18 protein-coding genes are annotated in these 16,767 nt (G+C 63.0%); 3 read left to right on the plus strand and 15 right to left on the minus strand.

All coding sequences use genetic code 11. The features are described from left to right. Positions 1-273 precede the first annotated feature (273 nt). Entirely contained in the window at positions 274-705 is a 432-nt protein-coding gene (locus VFL62_RS09005) for a hypothetical protein (RefSeq protein ID WP_325172023.1), read from the plus strand. A 126-nt stretch (positions 706-831) separates the two neighbouring features. Here VFL62_RS09005 and VFL62_RS09010 read toward each other — a convergent pair whose 3' ends face one another. Both VFL62_RS09010 and pyrE read right to left on the minus strand, forming a co-directional pair. Further along, the gene (locus VFL62_RS09010; RefSeq protein WP_325172052.1) at positions 832-1,593 is read right to left on the minus strand and encodes a DUF2865 domain-containing protein; all 762 of its coding nucleotides are present in this window, start codon (positions 1,591-1,593) and stop codon (positions 832-834) included. Between the two features lie 335 nt (positions 1,594-1,928). Further along, positions 1,929-2,492 carry an orotate phosphoribosyltransferase gene (pyrE, locus tag VFL62_RS09015; RefSeq protein WP_325172024.1) on the minus strand — a complete coding sequence of 188 codons (564 nt, stop codon included), beginning with the start codon at positions 2,490-2,492 and terminating at the stop codon, positions 1,929-1,931. Between the two features lie 324 nt (positions 2,493-2,816). On the opposite strand from pyrE, the gene VFL62_RS09020 reads away from it, so the two are divergent. Next, on the plus strand, positions 2,817-3,443 hold the full coding sequence (locus tag VFL62_RS09020; RefSeq protein WP_325172025.1) for a glutathione S-transferase family protein: 627 nt from the start codon (positions 2,817-2,819) through the stop codon (positions 3,441-3,443). Here the strand turns inward: VFL62_RS09020 and VFL62_RS09025 are convergent. The 3 genes from VFL62_RS09025 to VFL62_RS09035 all read right to left on the minus strand — a co-directional run bounded on the left by VFL62_RS09025 (position 3,440) and on the right by VFL62_RS09035 (position 6,472). Continuing rightward, entirely contained in the window at positions 3,440-4,075 is a 636-nt protein-coding gene (locus tag VFL62_RS09025) for a LysE family translocator (protein ID WP_325172026.1), read from the minus strand. The two genes, VFL62_RS09020 and VFL62_RS09025, sit on opposite strands and share 4 nt — an antisense overlap. 164 nt (positions 4,076-4,239) lie before the next feature. Continuing rightward, complete coding sequence (locus tag VFL62_RS09030) at positions 4,240-5,094, minus strand: C40 family peptidase (protein WP_325172027.1); 855 nt, start codon at positions 5,092-5,094, stop codon at positions 4,240-4,242. Next, positions 5,084-6,472: a leucyl aminopeptidase family protein gene (locus tag VFL62_RS09035; RefSeq protein WP_325172028.1), complete on the minus strand. Its 1,389-nt coding sequence runs from the start codon at positions 6,470-6,472 to the stop codon at positions 5,084-5,086. Before VFL62_RS09035 ends, VFL62_RS09030 begins: the two co-directional genes overlap by 11 nt. A 235-nt stretch (positions 6,473-6,707) precedes the next feature. On the opposite strand from VFL62_RS09035, the gene VFL62_RS09040 reads away from it, so the two are divergent. Further along, positions 6,708-7,508 (plus strand): tetratricopeptide repeat protein, encoded by an 801-nt coding sequence (locus VFL62_RS09040; RefSeq protein WP_325172029.1) that lies wholly within the window; start codon positions 6,708-6,710, stop codon positions 7,506-7,508. Positions 7,509-7,572: 64 nt separating this feature from the next. Here the strand turns inward: VFL62_RS09040 and VFL62_RS09045 are convergent, their stop codons facing one another. The 10 genes from VFL62_RS09045 to VFL62_RS09090 all read right to left on the minus strand — a co-directional run bounded on the left by VFL62_RS09045 (position 7,573) and on the right by VFL62_RS09090 (position 16,460). Then, positions 7,573-8,547, minus strand: a complete 975-nt coding sequence (locus tag VFL62_RS09045; RefSeq protein ID WP_325172030.1) for a type II secretion system F family protein — start codon at positions 8,545-8,547, stop codon at positions 7,573-7,575. A 9-nt stretch (positions 8,548-8,556) separates the two neighbouring features. Further along, positions 8,557-9,534: a type II secretion system F family protein gene (locus tag VFL62_RS09050; protein ID WP_325172031.1), complete on the minus strand. Its 978-nt coding sequence runs from the start codon at positions 9,532-9,534 to the stop codon at positions 8,557-8,559. Positions 9,535-9,544: 10 nt separating this feature from the next. Beyond that, on the minus strand, positions 9,545-11,011 hold the full coding sequence (locus VFL62_RS09055) for a CpaF family protein (RefSeq protein WP_325172032.1): 1,467 nt from the start codon (positions 11,009-11,011) through the stop codon (positions 9,545-9,547). A gap of 25 nt (positions 11,012-11,036) precedes the next feature. After that, positions 11,037-12,305, minus strand: coding sequence for an AAA family ATPase (locus VFL62_RS09060; RefSeq protein WP_325172033.1), 1,269 nt, complete (start codon positions 12,303-12,305; stop codon positions 11,037-11,039). After that, positions 12,302-13,042 (minus strand): CpaD family pilus assembly protein, encoded by a 741-nt coding sequence (locus tag VFL62_RS09065; RefSeq protein WP_325172034.1) that lies wholly within the window; start codon positions 13,040-13,042, stop codon positions 12,302-12,304. The genes VFL62_RS09060 and VFL62_RS09065 overlap by 4 nt, the downstream gene beginning before the upstream one ends. Positions 13,043-13,064: 22 nt before the next feature. Further along, positions 13,065-14,519 (minus strand): type II and III secretion system protein family protein, encoded by a 1,455-nt coding sequence (locus VFL62_RS09070; RefSeq protein ID WP_325172053.1) that lies wholly within the window; start codon positions 14,517-14,519, stop codon positions 13,065-13,067. 17 nt (positions 14,520-14,536) lie between these two features. Beyond that, positions 14,537-15,331 (minus strand): Flp pilus assembly protein CpaB, encoded by a 795-nt coding sequence (cpaB, locus tag VFL62_RS09075; protein ID WP_325172035.1) that lies wholly within the window; start codon positions 15,329-15,331, stop codon positions 14,537-14,539. Positions 15,332-15,459: 128 nt separating this feature from the next. Continuing rightward, positions 15,460-15,984 (minus strand): A24 family peptidase, encoded by a 525-nt coding sequence (locus tag VFL62_RS09080; RefSeq protein ID WP_325172036.1) that lies wholly within the window; start codon positions 15,982-15,984, stop codon positions 15,460-15,462. A 23-nt stretch (positions 15,985-16,007) separates the two neighbouring features. Next, positions 16,008-16,217: a hypothetical protein gene (locus VFL62_RS09085; protein ID WP_325172037.1), complete on the minus strand. Its 210-nt coding sequence runs from the start codon at positions 16,215-16,217 to the stop codon at positions 16,008-16,010. 78 nt (positions 16,218-16,295) lie between these two features. After that, positions 16,296-16,460 (minus strand): Flp family type IVb pilin, encoded by a 165-nt coding sequence (locus VFL62_RS09090; RefSeq protein WP_325172038.1) that lies wholly within the window; start codon positions 16,458-16,460, stop codon positions 16,296-16,298. Between the last annotated feature and the right edge of the window lie 307 nt (positions 16,461-16,767).

Here is a 16,767-nt window from a genome sequence, read left to right on the forward strand (position 1 = left end):
ACCGCAAGGGCAGCAAAAAGAATTGTCGAAGGACGAGAAATAGCTGGCATGCAGCGCTGAGGTTGGGATCCATCTGCGTCTCTATCCTCGAGCTTCATCTAAAGGTACATTATTCAGCATGAGCTACCTTAGATAGTCAAAAGTCCGAGGCCTGTTCGCTTCCACTTAGGGCGGAACGAATTAAGAACACTTTAGCAAGTCTTTGATATATCATTGTGATTCGAGACGTTGCCGACACAACATCTATGGTCTATCGAGCTTGCCGAGGACTACATGTCCACTATCGCCTTCGATCAATTCGCGCTCACCCGTATCGCCGACTTCGCCCGGTCGCTGTCGCGATTGCATAAAACATCACGCCGCCAGCAGGTCGATGACGACGCCATTGACCGCGAGTTCAACGCCGTCTGCCAGTCGGTCTGGGGCTACACCACCGACGACATCAGCGACGATCTGTTCTCCGATCAGGACCACGTCTTCCTGGATTCGCTCGATGAGGCGCAGGCGCGCATCTTTGCCGGCGAGCAGGGCTATGACCTCGTGGATGACGAGGGCATGCTGACCGACTGGTGGGGCTATTGCTGGATGATCCTGGCCGAGAAGCGCGGCCTGCTGACGCCGGAGAACCGCAACGCTGCGCGCGCGCAGATCGAGGAGAAGTATCGGGCGGCGCCGAATGTGATCGGCGTGATCGTCGGAAGATAGAGAAATTTCCCTTGAGAGGTATTCCGGCATGGTCCGCCAGGACCAGACCTCAGATGCGCGACCGCGCATCGGGGAATCTTGAGATTTTGGATTCGATGCTTTCGCATCGCTCCGGTCTACGAGCCGTCAATTCAGTGCCGCCTGCTTGCCGCGCAAAGCCGGTTTGGCCGCTGGTGCCGGCGGCGCGGCCACGTCGCTAGCCGGGGCATCGTTGCCGATCGCTTCCGCGGTCACCGGCGCCACCTTCATGTTGCCGAGGCGGGCGCGAACTTCTGCCGTGAGACCCGGATAGCTCGCGACCGGAATGAATTCGGGGCTGTTGTTGTTGCCGACCTTGATGCCGGAATAGGCGACGAGCCCGTCGGTGGTGGCGACCACATCGCCCGCGCGCAGCGAGGCATCGAGGGTCAGGTCGACCGGCGCGAGGCCGGCGGCGTCGCGGCCGTTACAGGTGCAGTCCGCGCGCAGCGCCTTGCGATAGGCAAACGCGTTTTCGCTGTCGGCATAGCGCTCGCCACTCGCGCTGGTGGCGCTGTCGATATTGCTGCCATAGAACACTTTCGTCGGACTCGCCGGACAGAAGGCCTGGCACATCTGCACCGGCGAGGCGTTGCCGCGAGTCAGCGGAAAATACTTGCCATCGCAGCTTCGCACGCAATAAGCGGGACCGCTGCCACCGTAGACCACCGGCCGCGAGCCGGGAGCCGCCGGTTGGCTCTGTTGGGAGGGATCGGCGAAGAAATTGGCTTGTGGCGCCGGTGCCTGGCGCTGTTGCTTGGCGAGGCCGCCGAAAAACATGTCGAACAGGCCTTCGGCAGATGCCGGCCGCGGCGCAAGCCCAGAGGCGCTGACGAGGATGGCGGCGGCAACGAGCACGCGGCGCCGCATGCGCTGATTGGTCAACCGGATACGCAACGCTCACTCCACGCAACGCCAGAACTCGGTCCAGGCGATGCAACGCCCGGTGCGTTCGACAATAATGCCGGATGGTAAACGAGCTATGAGCGGCGGCGGGAGAGCGGCAAAAAAGTGCTCTTTTGGGGGCGCGTGTGGCGGCGCTCGTGGTCCGTTGATTCCAACATTTGCATCCCTTCTCAGCAGTCACCGTTGCAAATGTTGGAATCAACGGACCACTGGCGAATAGTCATCTGGTGGAGTTTTGGATTTGGCATTCGCTGTCCGGACTTGCGGCCGGGTGGGCAGCGAATGTCAAATCCACTCCCCTAGTCTTTCAGATATTCGCTCGCCTGGAACAGCCAGCGGAAGGCGAGGCCGGCTTGCGCAAAGTTCTCGACGGCGCCCTCCTGGCGGTCGACCATGGTCAGCACCAGCACGACTTCGCCGCCGGCATCGCGCACGGCTTCGACCGCCTTCAGCGCCGAGTCTCCGGTCGTGGTGACGTCTTCGACGATCACCACGCGCTTGCCCTTCAGGCTCTCGCTCTTGGCGAGGCCTTCGACCGCGAGCTTGGCGCCATGCTCCTTCGGCTTCTTGCGCACGAAGAAAGCGGCGATCGGGTGGCCCTTGAGCCATGACAGCTGCGCCACCGCGCCGGCCAGCGGCACCGCACCCATTTCCAGCCCGCCGATGTAGTCGAGCCCGTCGTCCTTGAGCGCTTCATAGGTCAACTCGGCCAGCAACGCGGCGCCTTCCGGGTCCAGCATGGTCGGCTTGAGGTTGAAGTAAAAATCACTCTTGCGCCCGGAGGCCAGCGTGATCTCGCCGCGCCCGAAAGAGCGTTTGCGGATGATCTCGACGAGGCGGGCGCGGGAGGCGGATTTGGACAACAGCGGTCTCCGTTTCGGGTGGCGCAATTTATTCGTGGATGGCCGCTAATTCCAGTGCTCCGGCGCCGACATTCGTATCTTTGCACAGCGGGTTGGCCGACGGATGTTAGAGCCGGGGTGCTGGCAATTGTGTTTTTCCAGTGCCGCTTGGATTGGCATTCGCGCTGGTGCGCGCTGCGCCGAAGCGAACGTCGACTCCGCCGCACCGGTCCGGAACCCACCTCATCGCCTGGGGAGGCCTGCGCGGGAAGCCATTTCCGGGGCATATCCGACGATGCTACAGACGCTCAGCGTAACGCCTTATCCGTAGCCAAAGGACCTGCAATGACCATCGAGCTTCACACCTGGAACACGCCGAACGGCCGCAAGATCAGCGTGGCGCTCGAGGAAATGGGGCTGCCCTACAAGGTCGTGCCGATCAATATCAGCAAGGGCGAGCAGATGGCGCCCTCGTTCCTGGCGATCAGCCCGAACAACAAGATCCCGGCAATCGTCGATCCCGACGGACCCGGCGGCCAACGCGTCAGCGTGTTCGAATCCGGCGCGATCCTGCTCTATCTCGGAGAAAAGACCGGCAAGTTTTTGCCTTCCTCGCTTCTCGAGCGGATTCCGGTCTACGAATGGCTGATGTGGCAAATGGGCGGCTTCGGCCCGATGCCGGGCCAGGTGCATCACTTCATCGCGCTGGAGAACGAGCAGGACCGTGCCTACGGCCTCAAGCGCTATATGGCTGAGACAATCCGGCTTTACGGCGTGCTCGACCGCCGTCTCGCCCGTCACGAATTCGTCGCCGGGCCGCTATCGGTCGCGGACTTTGCGATTCTGGGCTGGGCTTGGCGTCATCCGCGCCACAAGGTTGATCTGGCGGATTTTCCCAACGTCAAACGCTGGTATGAGGCGCTGATGGCGCGGCCTGCCGTCAAACGCGGCATGGAAGCCAAGCTGGATTAGGCTTTCCGCGTCTCCAGCGCCATCCGCACCGCAAGCCCCGCGAGCACGGTCCCCATCAGCCAGCGCTGCACCAGCAGCCAGCTCGGGCGCGCGCCGAGGAAGCGCGCAATCGATCCGGCGGCAAGCGCAATCAGCGCGTTGACGCTGACGCTGATCACGATCTGGATCGCGCCCAGCGCGACCGACTGCGCCAGCACGCTGCCTTGCGCGGGATCGATGAATTGCGGCAACAGCGCCAGGTAAAGCATCGCGATCTTGGGATTGAGCAGGTTGGTGACGAAGCCCATCGCGAACAATTTGCGGGGCCCGTCGACCTTCAATGTCCTGACTTGAAACGGCGAGCGGCCGCCGGGCTTCAAGGCCTGCCACGCCAGCCACAGCAGATAGGCCGCACCGGCAAAGCGCAGCGCGTCGTAAGCATAGGGCACGGCGAACAACAATGCCGTGATGCCGAAGGCTGCGGACAGCATGTAGAACACAAAACCGAGCGCGACGCCGCCGAGCGAGACGATGCCGGCGGCAGGCCCTTGCGTCAGCGAGCGGGAGATCAAGTAGATCATATTCGGCCCGGGCGTCAGCACCATGCCGAAGGAGACGAGGGCAAAACCGAGCAGGGCAGGCAGATGAGGCATCGTCAACTCGCTATGGCGTGATCCTAAAAAAGCGGGCGTCGTTTTTTCGGCAGATCATGCTCAGTCCAATAAGCAGATGCCGATCCATAGCGCGCCCGGGCCCGCGACGCCATTTCGTAGAGGGCATGGATGATGGTCGATTATTTCAGGCGCGTGCGGATCGCCTATGCCTGGTCCAGCCGCTTTATGGTCGTGACTTCGTTGCCGGCGGCCCTGCTGCGGGCAAGCACGTCCTGCGTGCGCTCGATCGCCGTCATCATGTGATGCGCGTTGGCATGGACGATCGTATCGGCATCGCGGGCGATCGCGACATGGCCCTTCCAGAAAATCAGATCGCCACGCTTCAGGTTTCTTGCTTCCTGCGCCCCAAGCGCGCGGCCAAGCCCGTCCTGTTGCATGTCACTGTCACGTGGACAACCGGTGCCGGCGGCGGTGAGCGAAACCTGGACCAGTCCCGAGCAGTCGATGCCGAGACTGCTTTTGCCGCCCCACAAATAGGGCGTGCCGACGAACCGCTCCGCGACCGCGACGAAGTCGGGTGCGCGAAGGTCGATGGCGCCCAGATGTTGCCGCGGCAGATGCCAGCCTTCGCGCGTGACGGCGAACGATCCTTCCTCGCGCAACACCGTCAGCCGACTCCCCATCGCCAGCGTCTCGGCCGGCGGCAATTTGATCGAGGGGCCGGGAAACGCGAAGGTCAGCAAGGCCGTGACCTTGTGGGTCGGAGCTTCTTTCGGTTGGCTCAATGCGCGGTCCGGAAGCCAGCCGACATAGCCGTCGCTGACAAGCTGGCCCCAAGCCCAGCCTTCACTGTTGCGATCATAGATCGTGACGCGCTCGCCCTTCAGCGCCTGCGTCATCAGTTCCGAGTCAGACGACGGCGCACGGCGAAGTGGCGCGATGGCGTCGGCGATTTCGAACGCCTCGCCGGCGACGAAACGGCTCGCCTCGACCTTGCCTTCGAGATATTTTGCGGCGAGGTCACCCCTTGCCGGCGTCAGGCGCGGATCAGTGTCCATAGCGGTTGCTCAACAGCCGATAGATCGCGCGCGCAGCCTGACATTCGCCGCCTTCGGGGCGTCCCGGCTTGGCGCTCGGCGTCCAGCCAAAGATGTCGACATGCAGCCAGCTCTTGGCCGCTTCGACGAAGCGCTGCAGAAACAACGCGCAGGTGATAGAGCCGGCAAAACCGCCGGTCGGAGCGTTGTTGATATTGGCCACCTTCGAATCGAGCCAGCTGTCATAGGCCGGCCACAGCGGCAGCCGCCACAGCGGATCATGTTCCTGTCTCGCGCATGAAGACAGCGCTTCGGCCAGCGCTTCGTCATTCGTATAGAACGGCGGAAGATCGGGGCCGAGCGCGACCCGCGCCGCGCCTGTCAACGTACCGAGATCTATCAAAAGATCGGGCTTTTCCTCGTCGGCGAGCGCGAGCGCATCCGCCAGCACCAGCCGCCCTTCGGCGTCGGTATTGCCGATTTCGATGGTAAGGCCCTTGCGCGAGGTGAAGACATCAAGCGGCCGGAAGGCGTTGCCGGCGACAGCATTCTCAACCGCCGGAATCAGCACGCGCAGCCGCAGCTTGAGTTTGGCATCCATCACCATCTGCGCCAAAGCGAGCACGTTGGCGGCGCCGCCCATGTCCTTCTTCATCAGCAGCATGCTGCTGGATGGCTTCAGATCGAGGCCGCCTGTATCGAAGCAGACGCCCTTGCCGACCAGTGTGACTTTCGGATGGGACGGGTCGCCCCAGGTGAAATCGATCAGGCGGGGCGCACGGGTTGAAGCCATGCCGACGGCGCTGATCAGCGGAAAGTTCTGCCGCACCAGCTCCTCGCCGACGATGCAATTGAATTTGGCGCCAAAATCTTGCGCGAGCTTTTCCGCCGTTTGCGCCAGTTCTTTCGGTCCCATGTCGTTGGAGGGCGTATTGATGAGGTCGCGGGCAAGGGTGGCCGCGCCAGCCATGCGCGACAGGTCGGCAATGTCGACCCCCTCGGGGGGAACCAGCTTGACCTCAGGCGGCTCCGCCTTCCGGTAACGGCCGAACCGATAGCAGCCAAGCGCGAAGGCCAGCGCCGCAAGATGCGCCTGATCCTTTTCGGGATTGGCGAAACGATAAACGCCGGGCGGCAGCAGCCCCGGCAACTGGCCGGGCCGGAACGGGTCGCGGAATTTGCCGCTCTCACCGTCGAGCCCAAAGATGATTTGCGCGATGGTGCCGTCAGTCGCGGGCAATGCCAGCAAGGCTCCCGGTTTGGCGCTGAAGCCATTGGCGGCGGCGAACTGCCTCCCCGGCGAGGGCAGGCTGGCGGCGACCGCTTCCCACGTCGCTTGGGTCGCGAAGGTGATGGGAATGGCCGGCGTTGTCGGCGCGGTTTCGAAGACGGAATGCATCGGCGCTCTTGGGGGGTAAAGCGATTCGTCGCTGTTGGGATATCTTTTCCAAGTTCTACAATGGGATAGTGAGTCAAACCAGCCGGAATGAGGCGGCCAAAATGCGGCTTGCCGCCGGCGGACAGATGCTGCCCCCACGCTGCCCGGAAGGCTCCATTAACCCGCCGTTAGGGTTAACAGACTATTGCTGGGCGAATTCGGCACGCCTCCGCCGCTCACCCACGAGTTACATTCCATGCGTCAGCAGTCCCGGTTTCTTGCATCCGTGGCCGTCACGGCGATGTTGGCTGCCGGTCTTGGCGGTTGCCAGACCATGTCCGACATCACGGGATCGATTTCGCAGAAACCCGCCGCCAGCCCCGAGACCGATCCACATCGCGCGGTGGAAGTGACCGGGGAGCGATACCGGGCTGATCCCAAGAATGTCGAAGCGGCGCTGGCCTACGGCCAGGCGCTGCGCGCGTCCGGGCAGCGCAGCCAGGCCGCCGCCATGCTGGAGCAGGCCACCATCGCCAATCCCGGTGACAAGACGCTGCTGGCGGCCTACGGCCGGGCGCTGGTCGATAACGGCAACTTCCAGCAGGCGCTCGACGTGCTCAGCCGCGCCCATTCGCCCGCCAATCCCGATTGGCGCATCCTCTCGGTACAGGGGACCGCGCTCGACCAGCTTGGCCGCCACGACGAGGCTCGCCGCTACTACGAAAGCGCGCTCAAGATCGTGCCGGGCGAGCCGACCGTGCTATCCAATCTCGGCCTGTCCTACATGCTGTCGAAAAATCTGCCAAAGGCCGAGGAAGCGCTTCGCCAGGCCTATGCGAGCGGCCGCGCCGATGCGCGCGTCCGGCAGAACCTGGCGCTGGTGATCGGCTTGCAAGGCCGCTTCGCCGAGGCCGAGCAGATCGTGCGCGCCGATCTTCCTGCGGATGAGGCGGCGGCCAACGTCGCCTACCTCAAGCAGATGCTCAGTCGCAAGGATGATCCGCGCACAGGCGCCGCCGGAAAGCTGCCGGTGGCCTCGCTCAGCCGTCCGGAGTGACGGCTCCCTTTTTTGCCGTTGATCGAAGTTCGCCGGGACGAAAGCCCTTTCGTCCCGAAGCACGCTACTGCATGGCGGCGATCTTGATGTAGGTCGGCCCGAGAATGACCACAAACAAGACCGGCAGGAAGAACAGGATCATCGGGACCGTCAGTTTCGGTGGCAGTGCGGCGGCCTTCTTTTCGGCTTCGTTCATCCGCATGTCGCGATTTTCCTGCGCCATCACGCGCAGGCTCTGGCCCAGCGGGGTGCCGTAGCGCTCGGATTGCTGAAGCGCAAGGCAGACCGACTTGACGCCCTCGACGCCGGTGCGCCGGGCGAGGTTCTCGTAGGCGACCTTGCGGTCCTGCAGGTAGGACAGCTCCGCGGTCGTCAGCGTAAATTCTTCCGACAGCGCGACCGACTGCGTCGCGATCTCGACGCTGACCTTGCGAAAGGCGGTTTCGATCGACATGCCGGATTCGATGCAGATCAGCAGCAGGTCGAGCGCATCCGGAAACGCGCGGCGGATCGAGAGCTGCCGCTTCGAGATCGCATTCTTCAAGAACAGCATCGGGGCCTGCAAGCCGAGCCAGGCAGCGCCGACGCAGATGCCGATCTTGATCGGAAGTGGCTTGTCCAGATGCGAGATCACGAACACGTAAAGCACTGCGCCAACGAAAAGCAGGATCGGTGCCACCGCGCGGAAGAACAGGAACGTGATGTAAGGTGCCTGGCCGCGGTAGCCGGCCTCGATCAGCTTGTCGCGCGCCGCTTCCTGCGCCAGATATTTTGTGAGGTTGAAATCCTCGACCACCCTCGAGACGAGCTGCTTCGGCGTCTGTCGCAGCGAGACCTTTTCGGACTTGTTGAGACGGTCGCGTTCCCGCGCCCTGATGCGCTCGCGCTCGCTGGCAACCGCCTTCATGCGCTTGGCGAGCCCTTCGCCCGCGAACAACGGCATGATCAGCGTGTAGGCCGTTGCGCTTGCCGCGATCGCGGCAAGAAACATGGTCATGAAGCGGGCGTCGTGGAGCTTGTCGATCAGAAAACTAATCATGCGACACCGTCAGAAGTCGAAGTTGATCATTTTTTTCATCACCATGATGCCGATCGACATCCAGACCACGCAGCAGACCAGCATCAGCTGGCCGGTCGGGTGGGTCCACAGCAGCGAGATGTAGCCGGGTGTCGTTAGATAGACGAGCAGCATGACGATCGGTGGCAGCGAGCCGATGATGCCAGCCGACGCCTTTGCTTCCATCGACATCGCCTGAATCTTCTCGGCCATTTTCCTCCGGTCGCGCAACACCTTGGAGAGATTGCCGAGTGCTTCGGAGAGGTTGCCGCCTGACTTCTGCTGGATCGCGATGACGATGCCGAAGAAGTTCGCCTCCGGCACCGGCATGCGTTCGAACAGCCGGCCACAGGCCTCGCCGAGCGGCATTCCGATCGCCTGCGTTTCGATGATTGCAGCGAATTCAGACCGCAGCGGTTCGGGAGCGTCGGCGGCGACCACCTTGAGCGATTCAAACAGCGGCAGGCCGGCCTTGATGCCGCGAACGATGACATCGACGGCGTCGGGCAGCGCGCGCAAGAAAGCCTTCTCACGCCGCTTCTTCATGAAGCTCAGCAACCATCGCGGCAGACCGAAGCCGAAGGCGAAACCCATGCCGAGACCACCAAGCAGTCCGCCGCCGGCCATGAACGCACCGGCGCCGCCGGCCACTCCGAGAATGCCGGAGAGAATCCAGAACTTCCGCGGCTCCCAATCGAGCCCGGCCTGGATCAGGCGGGTGGTCAACGTGACCTTGGAATCCTTGGCGCGCCTGGCTTCGGCCTCTTTCAGTGTCCCCTCGACCTGTTCGCGGCGGGAACGCTGTTCCTTCTGCGTCTGCCGTGCGGCGACGGGTTCTGACTTGGCCACCAGGGCGCGACGGCTTTCGGCCTTTCGCTCGCCGGACAGCAGCGGATAGATGAAAACCCAGGCGAGGCCGCCGACTGCAGCGGTGGCGAGAAAGGCCAAAGCGATTGGTTGCATATTCATCGCGCTCTCCTCAATTCGCCGCCGCGACTTCCGCGGCGTCGATCGCAGCTGCGAGCCGCTTTTCCTCGCCGTAGTAACGCGCGCGCTCCCAGAACCGCGGCCGGCCGATACCGGTCGAGCGGTGACGGCCGAGGATCTTGCCGTTGGCGTCCTCGCCTATCATGTCGTAGAGAAAGACGTCCTGGGTGATGATCGTGTCGCCTTCCATGCCCATCACCTCCGTGATGTGCGTGATGCGCCGCGAGCCGTCGCGCAGACGCGCGGCCTGGATGATCACGTCGATCGAGGCGCAGATCATCTCGCGGATGGTTCGCGAAGGCAGCGAGAAGCCGCCCATTGTGATCATGGATTCACAGCGCGACAGTGCCTCGCGCGGATTGTTGGCGTGCAGCGTGCCCATCGAGCCGTCGTGGCCGGTGTTCATCGCCTGAAGCAGGTCGAATGCCTCGGGTCCGCGGACTTCGCCGACGATGATGCGTTCGGGGCGCATACGCAGACAGTTGCGCACCAGCTCGCGCATGGTGATCTGGCCTTCGCCCTCGATGTTGGGAGGCCTGGTTTCCAGCCGCACCACATGCGGTTGCTGCAACTGAAGTTCGGCGGCGTCTTCGCAGGTGATGATGCGCTCTTCGTCGTCGATATAGTTGGTCAGGCAGTTCAGAAGCGTGGTCTTGCCCGAACCGGTGCCGCCGGAGATCAGCACATTGCAGCGGACACGCCCGATGATTTGCAGGATTTCCGCGCCTTCCTTCGAGATCGCGCCGAATTTGACGAGCTGATCGAGCGTCAACTTGTCCTTTTTGAACTTGCGGATCGTCAGTGCGGGGCCGTCCAGCGCCAGCGGCGGAACGATGGCGTTGACACGCGAGCCGTCGGCGAGACGGGCGTCGCAGATCGGTGAGGATTCGTCGACGCGCCGGCCGACCTGGCTGACGATGCGCTGGCAGATGTTCAGCAGTTGCTGGTTGTCGCGAAAGCGAATGCCGGTGCGCTGAATCTTGCCGGCGACTTCGATATAGACCGTGCCCGCGCCATTGACCATGATATCGGCGATGTCGTCGCGGGCCAGCAACGGTTCGAGCGGACCATAGCCGAGGACGTCGTTGCAGATATCGTCGAGCAGTTCTTCCTGCTCGGCGATCGACATCACGATGTTCTTGATCGCGATGATCTCGTTGACGATGTCGCGGATTTCCTCGCGCGCGGATTCGCCGTCGAGCTTGGCAAGCTGCGCGAGGTCGATGGCCTCGATCAACGCGCCGAAGATCGTCGCCTTGACCTGGTAGTAGTTGTCGGATTTGCGCGTTTCGGCAGCCTGCGGCGGCGCCGACGGCTTGACTGGCGCCAACGGCGGCGATGCGACGGCAGGCGGTGCGGCGGCGCGCGGGACCGCAGCCGTAACCGCAGCGGGCTCCGGCGCGGGAGCGGGGGGCCGCGAGTTCCTCGGATCGTCTGTTCCGCTACGCTTACCAAACACGACTACACTCCCGACGGGATCAGCTTTACTTCGACCGCAGTTTATCGATCAGAGGCGACAGGAACGAAGCTCGCGGCTTTTTGGTCTCGCCGCGGCCGGTGAGCCGCTGCGCGATTTGCCGGAACATTTCGGTGCTGCGATGAGTTTCGGAAATTTCGGCGACCATCTGTCCGTTGTTTGCCGCGGCCCCGAACATCTGGGCATCGAACGGGATCGAGGCGATCGGCTCGCTCTCGATCGCCTTGGCGAACTCGGTGGCATTGATCTCCGGACGCTTGGGGATGCCGACCTGGTTCAGGCAATAAAGCGGCATCCGGTCGTTGGGGCGCGATGCCTTCAACAGGTCGAAGATGTTCTTGGTGTTGCGCAGATTGGCGAGGTCGGGCGCCGCGACGATCAGGATATCGTCGGCGGCGACCAGCGCCCGCTTGGTCCAGCCTGACCATTGATGCGGAACATCGAGGACGATGCAGGGCATCGAGACACGAAGCGTATCGAAAATCGCATCGAACGCTTCAGCGCCGAAATCATAGACGCGCTCGAGCGTCGCCGGCGCGGCCAGCAGGCTCAGATGGTCGGTGCACTTCGAGAGCAGGCGGTCGATGAAGGCGGTGTCGACCCGGTCGGGCGAGAACACCGCGTCCGCAATGCCCTGCGGCGGGTCCTGATTGTAATCGAGGCCGGCAGTGCCGAAGGCGAGATCGAGGTCGGCAACTACGGAATCCAGCGCCAGGTCGCGTGCGATCGCCCAGGCGACGTTATGCGCGACGGTGGAGGCGCCGACCCCACCCTTGGCGCCAACGACGGCGATGATGCGGCCCACGGCCTTGGCTTCCGGGGAGGAGAACAGCCCGCAGATCGATCGCACCACGTCAATGGTCGCAATCGGGGCGATCACGTAATCGCTGACGCCCCTGCGCACCAGTTCGCGATACAAGGTGATGTCGTTGATGCGGCCGATCACGATTACCCGCGTGCCGGAATCGCACACGGCCGCGAGCTGGTCGAGGCCGGCCAGAATATCGTTGCGGCCTTCGGTCTCCAGAATGATCACGTTCGGCGTCGGGGCGGTTCGATAGGCCTCGATTGCGGCCACCATGCCGCCCATCTGAATTTTCAGGTGGGCCTTGGCAAGTCGACGGTCTTCGCCCGCCGACTGTACCGCCGCGGCGGTCTCGACGGTTTCGCAGAAGGCTTGCACCGAGACTCTCGGTGCCGGCGCAATATGCTCGTCGGCCTGCGGCGGAGCCGGCTCCGGCTGTGCTTCTGGATTTTGACGCGCGTAGCTGATCATTTGCCTGTATCGCTGAGTTTGGCTTTTTCGGCTTCGGGATAGTTGGTGGCGGTCGGAGCGCCCTTGCGATATTTGTCGAAGCCTTCCGTGCGCCGCACGGTGTAGGCCGGAGTCTCGGAACGCGGCTGCACGAGATCGGCGGGATTGTCGATCATCGCCGCCATGTTGCGCTGATTGGCGCAGCCGAAATTGTAGTACGGCTTGTTCTCGAGGTAGCCCTTGTTCTTGATCGAGGGGCCGATGTCGTCGGGCCAGACGCCGCAGGGGCCGGCCACCGCCGTGATTTTCGGATAGCTCAGCCGCACCGTGGCCAGTTGCCGCGGATCGTCCGGATGATAATGGCGCATGACGACGCCGCGCGGCGGCACGCCGGCCGCCGAAAGCAGCGCCTGGGCTTCGCGGAAAGCATCGGCCGCTGCCCGCGCATTCGGAGTGCCGACCGGCACATCGGCCACGATGGCGCCGGTGCCTTCCTGTAACCAGATCCGTCCGAGCCCCATCACGTCGGCGCGCTGCTCGGCCGACAGGCCGCCGCGCGCCTGACCGACGAAGATCACGACGGAGCGGTTGGCTTCCTGAATCGCGATCGGGTGCCGCAGGCGATAGTCGTCAGGAATGCTCGCCGTGGCCGCCACCTCGTCGGTATGCGTGCAGGCGCCGAGTGCTGCGGCGAGACCGAAAAGCGCCCCCGTGATGCGGAGGGCGCGCCGGTATTCGACGGGTGTCCTGGCTGTCATGATCCTCGTCCTTATCCCCGCCTTAGTCCGTGATGAAGCCATAGGTCCCGCGATAGCTACGGGCCGGCTCGTTGCGGCCGGGAACGCCGTAGATGCGGTTGATGCTGCCCAGTAGATCGGCTTGCGGATCGGAGGTGGCGACGAAGCCGTCATCCGGGCGCGACAGGTCCTTTTGTGCGACTGCGCGAACGACATAAGGCGTCACGATCACCATCAGCTCGGTCTTGTTGTCCTGGTAGTCGCGGCTGCGAAACAGCGTGCCGAGCACCGGAAGCTGCGAAAGTCCGGGCAGACCGTTGATCGCCTGCTTGGTCTGATCCTGGATCAGGCCGGCCATCGCCATCGATCCGCCGGAGGGAATTTCCAGCGTGGTGTCCGCGCGGCGGGTCTTGACCGAAGGAACCGCGATGCCGGTCACGGTGATGGAATTGTCGTTGGAGACTTCCGACACTTCCGTCATGACGTGCAGGCTGATGCGGCCTTCGGTCAGAACGACCGGCGTGAAGTTGAGCGAGATGCCGAACTTCTTGAAAGAGATCGACGGCGCGCACTGTCCGATGGTGCCGCCCGTCGTGGTTTGACAGGTGACGCCGGTCGGGATCGGAAATTCGCCGCCCGCGATGAAGGTTGCCGATTCGCCGGAAATCGCGGTCAGATTAGGCTCGGCCAGGGTGCGCGACACGCCGGCGCTTTCCATCGCCCGCAATGTCGCCGTGACCGAGGGCAAGGTGGTGGTGATGGCGTTGGTGCCGACCAGGGGCGTGCCCGTCGCCGTGAACGGGTTGCTGTTGTTGAAGTTCACGACTGCGGTGCCGTAGTTGAACTGACCGTTAAGATCGATGCCAAGCTGCTTGATGATCTGCCGCTGGACTTCGGCCACCGTCACCTTGAGCATCACCTGGTCGCGACCGCGGACCACGATAGAGTTGACGACCTTGTCGGCCCCGCCCGCCAGCCGCACGGCGAGATCATTGGCCTGTTGCGCTTCGATCGGGTTCGCCGCGGTGCCGGTGAGGATCACCCCTTCGGCCAGACCGTCGATCTGAATGTCGGAATTCGGTGAAACCTGCTTCAGCGCGGCGCGAATGCCGTTCAGGTCGCGTTTGACGGCGATATCGTAGGCCGCGATCTGCTGGCCCGCCGAGTCGAAGAAGATGATGTTGGTCTGCCCGATCGCCGCGCCGATGATGTAGGCGCGCTGCGCCGAGCGCACCACCGCGTTGGCGATCTTGGGGTCGGCAACCAGTACGTCCTTGATGTCGCGGGGCAGGTCGATGACGATCGACTTGCCGATGCCGAGCGAAAGGAAGCGCGAGTTCATCTGTCCGTCGGCGGCCGCAGGCTGCGGAAGCGGACGATAGTCGGCGGCCACGGCCGGGACCAGAACCGGATTGAGCACCATGGCGGCCGCGGCCGAAAGCGACAGGGTGCGGACCCATAGCGTCCGTGACGGAAGCTGTTTTTCCCTGCATTTCATCTCGTCTGGTCCCTTGGTCACTTTTGAACCGTGGTCGAACTGGTCACGCCGTAGCGAACCACGTCGATGTTGCCGCGTTGGCGGGTCCGGTCTTCGGCGATTTCCACCTGGTTGACGTCGGCGATGCTGCGCAGCGCCAGCGATATCGTGCCGGCTTGACGTGCGGCGGCCAGCAGCGGCGCCTGCTCGGGCTTCAGCTCGAGCGTCACGGTCTTGCCGACCACGGAATTCTGCCCGTCCTTTTCCTTGGGCGCCTGGTCGATCGCCAGCACGCGGATGTTCGTCAGGATGACCTCGGAGATGACGAGATCGCCGGTCGCTTTCGGGTCCGGATTCTTCTCGCGCCGGGTCCGGATGACGTCGACGTGGTCGTTCGGCAGGATGAAGCCGCCGGCGCCGGTCTCCGCCGAGATTTCGGTCGAGATCGCCCGCATGCCCTGCGGCAGGATCGCGGCCATGAAGCCCGACCCGTTGGCCTTGATCAGCTTGGGCTCGCGGATCGGTTCGCCCGCGATGAACGGGGAGCGCGCGATCGATCCGGTAACCTCTTTTTGCGCGTCGGGGCGGTCGCTGCGGCGGATGAAGGAGTTGCTGGCTGTGGCAGCCGGCCAGCTCTGCCAGATGATGTCGGCAGGCGTGACCGTCTGGCCGAGACCTATATCGGCCTTGGCCACGAGGACATCGACAGTCTGCATCTGCGCCACCGGCTCGGCCGGAGGCGGGCCTTTGTTATCGGATCCGCTTGCGAGATAGGCCGCGACACCGCCAGCGCCGATAGCGATGGTCAGGACGATAATGCGTGCCCTATTCATACGCTTCACTTTCCACATTACGCCGCGACGCTTCGCGCCGCCGTAACGGGAGTTGACCAGCTATTCGTCAAAGCATGGTTAATGAGGCGTATCTAAATCGCCTTAACGAGAGTTTACCTCTCGCAAAGTCAGCCGATCATGAGGCGTGTCAGTTCGACGGCCTTGATCCATTCGGTCTCCGGATAGACGACGAGCGCGCCGATAGCGAGCGCGATGCCATAGGGAATTCCGCTCTCCTTGGCATGAAGTCTGAGCAACCAGGGTTGGCCTGCCAGCGCGAATGGAAGGGGCCACTGCCGGAATTGCAGCAGCAGCAGCGTCAGCGCGCCGCCGAACAGCGAGGCGTAGAGCAGATAATTCAACAGATGCGAAAAGCCGAACCAAAGTGCGGCGCCCGCCGCTACCTTGGCGTCGCCGCCGCCGATCCATCCGCAGGCAAAGCAGGCGAAAGCAGCGACCAGCACCGTGGCGCCCGCCGCTACATGCATCAGAATATCCGGCGTAGCCATGCCGCTGGCGGGCGCAAGAACGAGAAAACCGGCCGCAAGCGCCAGCGATACCCGATTTGAGATCGTCATCGTGAAGAGGTCGCTCGCTGCCGCGAACGCCATCAGCGCGGGAAAAAGCACGAGGCGAGCAACATCAAGGATCATGGAACCGGACCGCTCGCGTAAAGTCAGATAGGGCAGCTTTCGCTGACGCTATCGCCGATAGATGAACAATCGGAAAATGAATCCACCCGCAGCGCGCTTGCAATCTGAAAGGCGAGGAACACAAGGGCGAGCATCAGGGCTGCGCAGATGATGGCTGCAGGAGAGGCGCTCTTGCCAGAAGGTGGAACCGACAGCGGTTTGGCCGGGAGAACCGCAGCCGGAACGATACGCATGATACAACGCTACGGGTCAGGGTCAGAAAAAAGGCCCCGGTTCGACCGGGGCCTTGATCTCGAGAAATCAACCGACGCTTACTTGAGCGAGGAGTTGATCGAGGTGAACTTGGCTTGCAGGTTGCTGCCGAGGCCGTTGACGACCGTGATAATGGCAAGCGCGATGCCGGCGGCGATCAGACCGTATTCGATGGCCGTGGCGCCCGACTCGTCCTTCACAAAACGCGCAATCAGATTCTTCATAGATAACTCCATGTGACACGTGGCTGGTCGAACTAAATGTGGTCTCGCCGGCGTTCTCAGCACCGTGACCATGGCGCAACCCTACGTGCGGACAAATTTCGGCACGGTTAATTCGACCGCGCAAAAAGCCCCCGATGGCGCTGTTCTTGAGCACAGTAAATTTGGAATTAACCCGCTGGCTCAAGTTCAAGCGAATGCGGCGCACGGCATCTCGCACCTTTCAAGGTGGACGGAGCAGGCGATCGCGCCGCGCTTTACGGCTCCTTAAGCGGCAAGGCGTACGCCTTGGAGCTACCGTTCAGAAGAG

It is taken from the genome of Bradyrhizobium sp. (assembly GCF_035701725.1).
In the GTDB taxonomy this organism is placed as follows: domain Bacteria; phylum Pseudomonadota; class Alphaproteobacteria; order Rhizobiales; family Xanthobacteraceae; genus Bradyrhizobium.

Bases quoted from the DNA above. Each gene is read 5' to 3' on its own strand.
- VFL62_RS09005 (WP_325172023.1), top strand. From the start codon at position 274: ATGTCCACTATCGCCTTCGATCAATTCGCGCTCACCCGTATCGCCGAC.
- VFL62_RS09010 (WP_325172052.1), bottom strand. From the start codon at position 1,593: ATGCGGCGCCGCGTGCTCGTTGCCGCCGCCATCCTCGTCAGCGCCTCT.
- VFL62_RS09020 (WP_325172025.1), top strand. From the start codon at position 2,817: ATGACCATCGAGCTTCACACCTGGAACACGCCGAACGGCCGCAAGATC.
- VFL62_RS09025 (WP_325172026.1), bottom strand. From the start codon at position 4,075: ATGCCTCATCTGCCTGCCCTGCTCGGTTTTGCCCTCGTCTCCTTCGGC.
- VFL62_RS09030 (WP_325172027.1), bottom strand. From the start codon at position 5,094: ATGGACACTGATCCGCGCCTGACGCCGGCAAGGGGTGACCTCGCCGCA.
- VFL62_RS09035 (WP_325172028.1), bottom strand. From the start codon at position 6,472: ATGCATTCCGTCTTCGAAACCGCGCCGACAACGCCGGCCATTCCCATC.
- VFL62_RS09040 (WP_325172029.1), top strand. From the start codon at position 6,708: ATGCGTCAGCAGTCCCGGTTTCTTGCATCCGTGGCCGTCACGGCGATG.
- VFL62_RS09045 (WP_325172030.1), bottom strand. From the start codon at position 8,547: ATGATTAGTTTTCTGATCGACAAGCTCCACGACGCCCGCTTCATGACC.
- VFL62_RS09050 (WP_325172031.1), bottom strand. From the start codon at position 9,534: ATGAATATGCAACCAATCGCTTTGGCCTTTCTCGCCACCGCTGCAGTC.
- VFL62_RS09060 (WP_325172033.1), bottom strand. From the start codon at position 12,305: ATGATCAGCTACGCGCGTCAAAATCCAGAAGCACAGCCGGAGCCGGCT.
- VFL62_RS09065 (WP_325172034.1), bottom strand. From the start codon at position 13,042: ATGACAGCCAGGACACCCGTCGAATACCGGCGCGCCCTCCGCATCACG.
- VFL62_RS09070 (WP_325172053.1), bottom strand. From the start codon at position 14,519: ATGAAATGCAGGGAAAAACAGCTTCCGTCACGGACGCTATGGGTCCGC.
- cpaB (WP_325172035.1), bottom strand. From the start codon at position 15,331: ATGAATAGGGCACGCATTATCGTCCTGACCATCGCTATCGGCGCTGGC.
- VFL62_RS09080 (WP_325172036.1), bottom strand. From the start codon at position 15,984: ATGATCCTTGATGTTGCTCGCCTCGTGCTTTTTCCCGCGCTGATGGCG.
- VFL62_RS09085 (WP_325172037.1), bottom strand. From the start codon at position 16,217: ATGCGTATCGTTCCGGCTGCGGTTCTCCCGGCCAAACCGCTGTCGGTT.
- VFL62_RS09090 (WP_325172038.1), bottom strand. From the start codon at position 16,460: ATGAAGAATCTGATTGCGCGTTTTGTGAAGGACGAGTCGGGCGCCACG.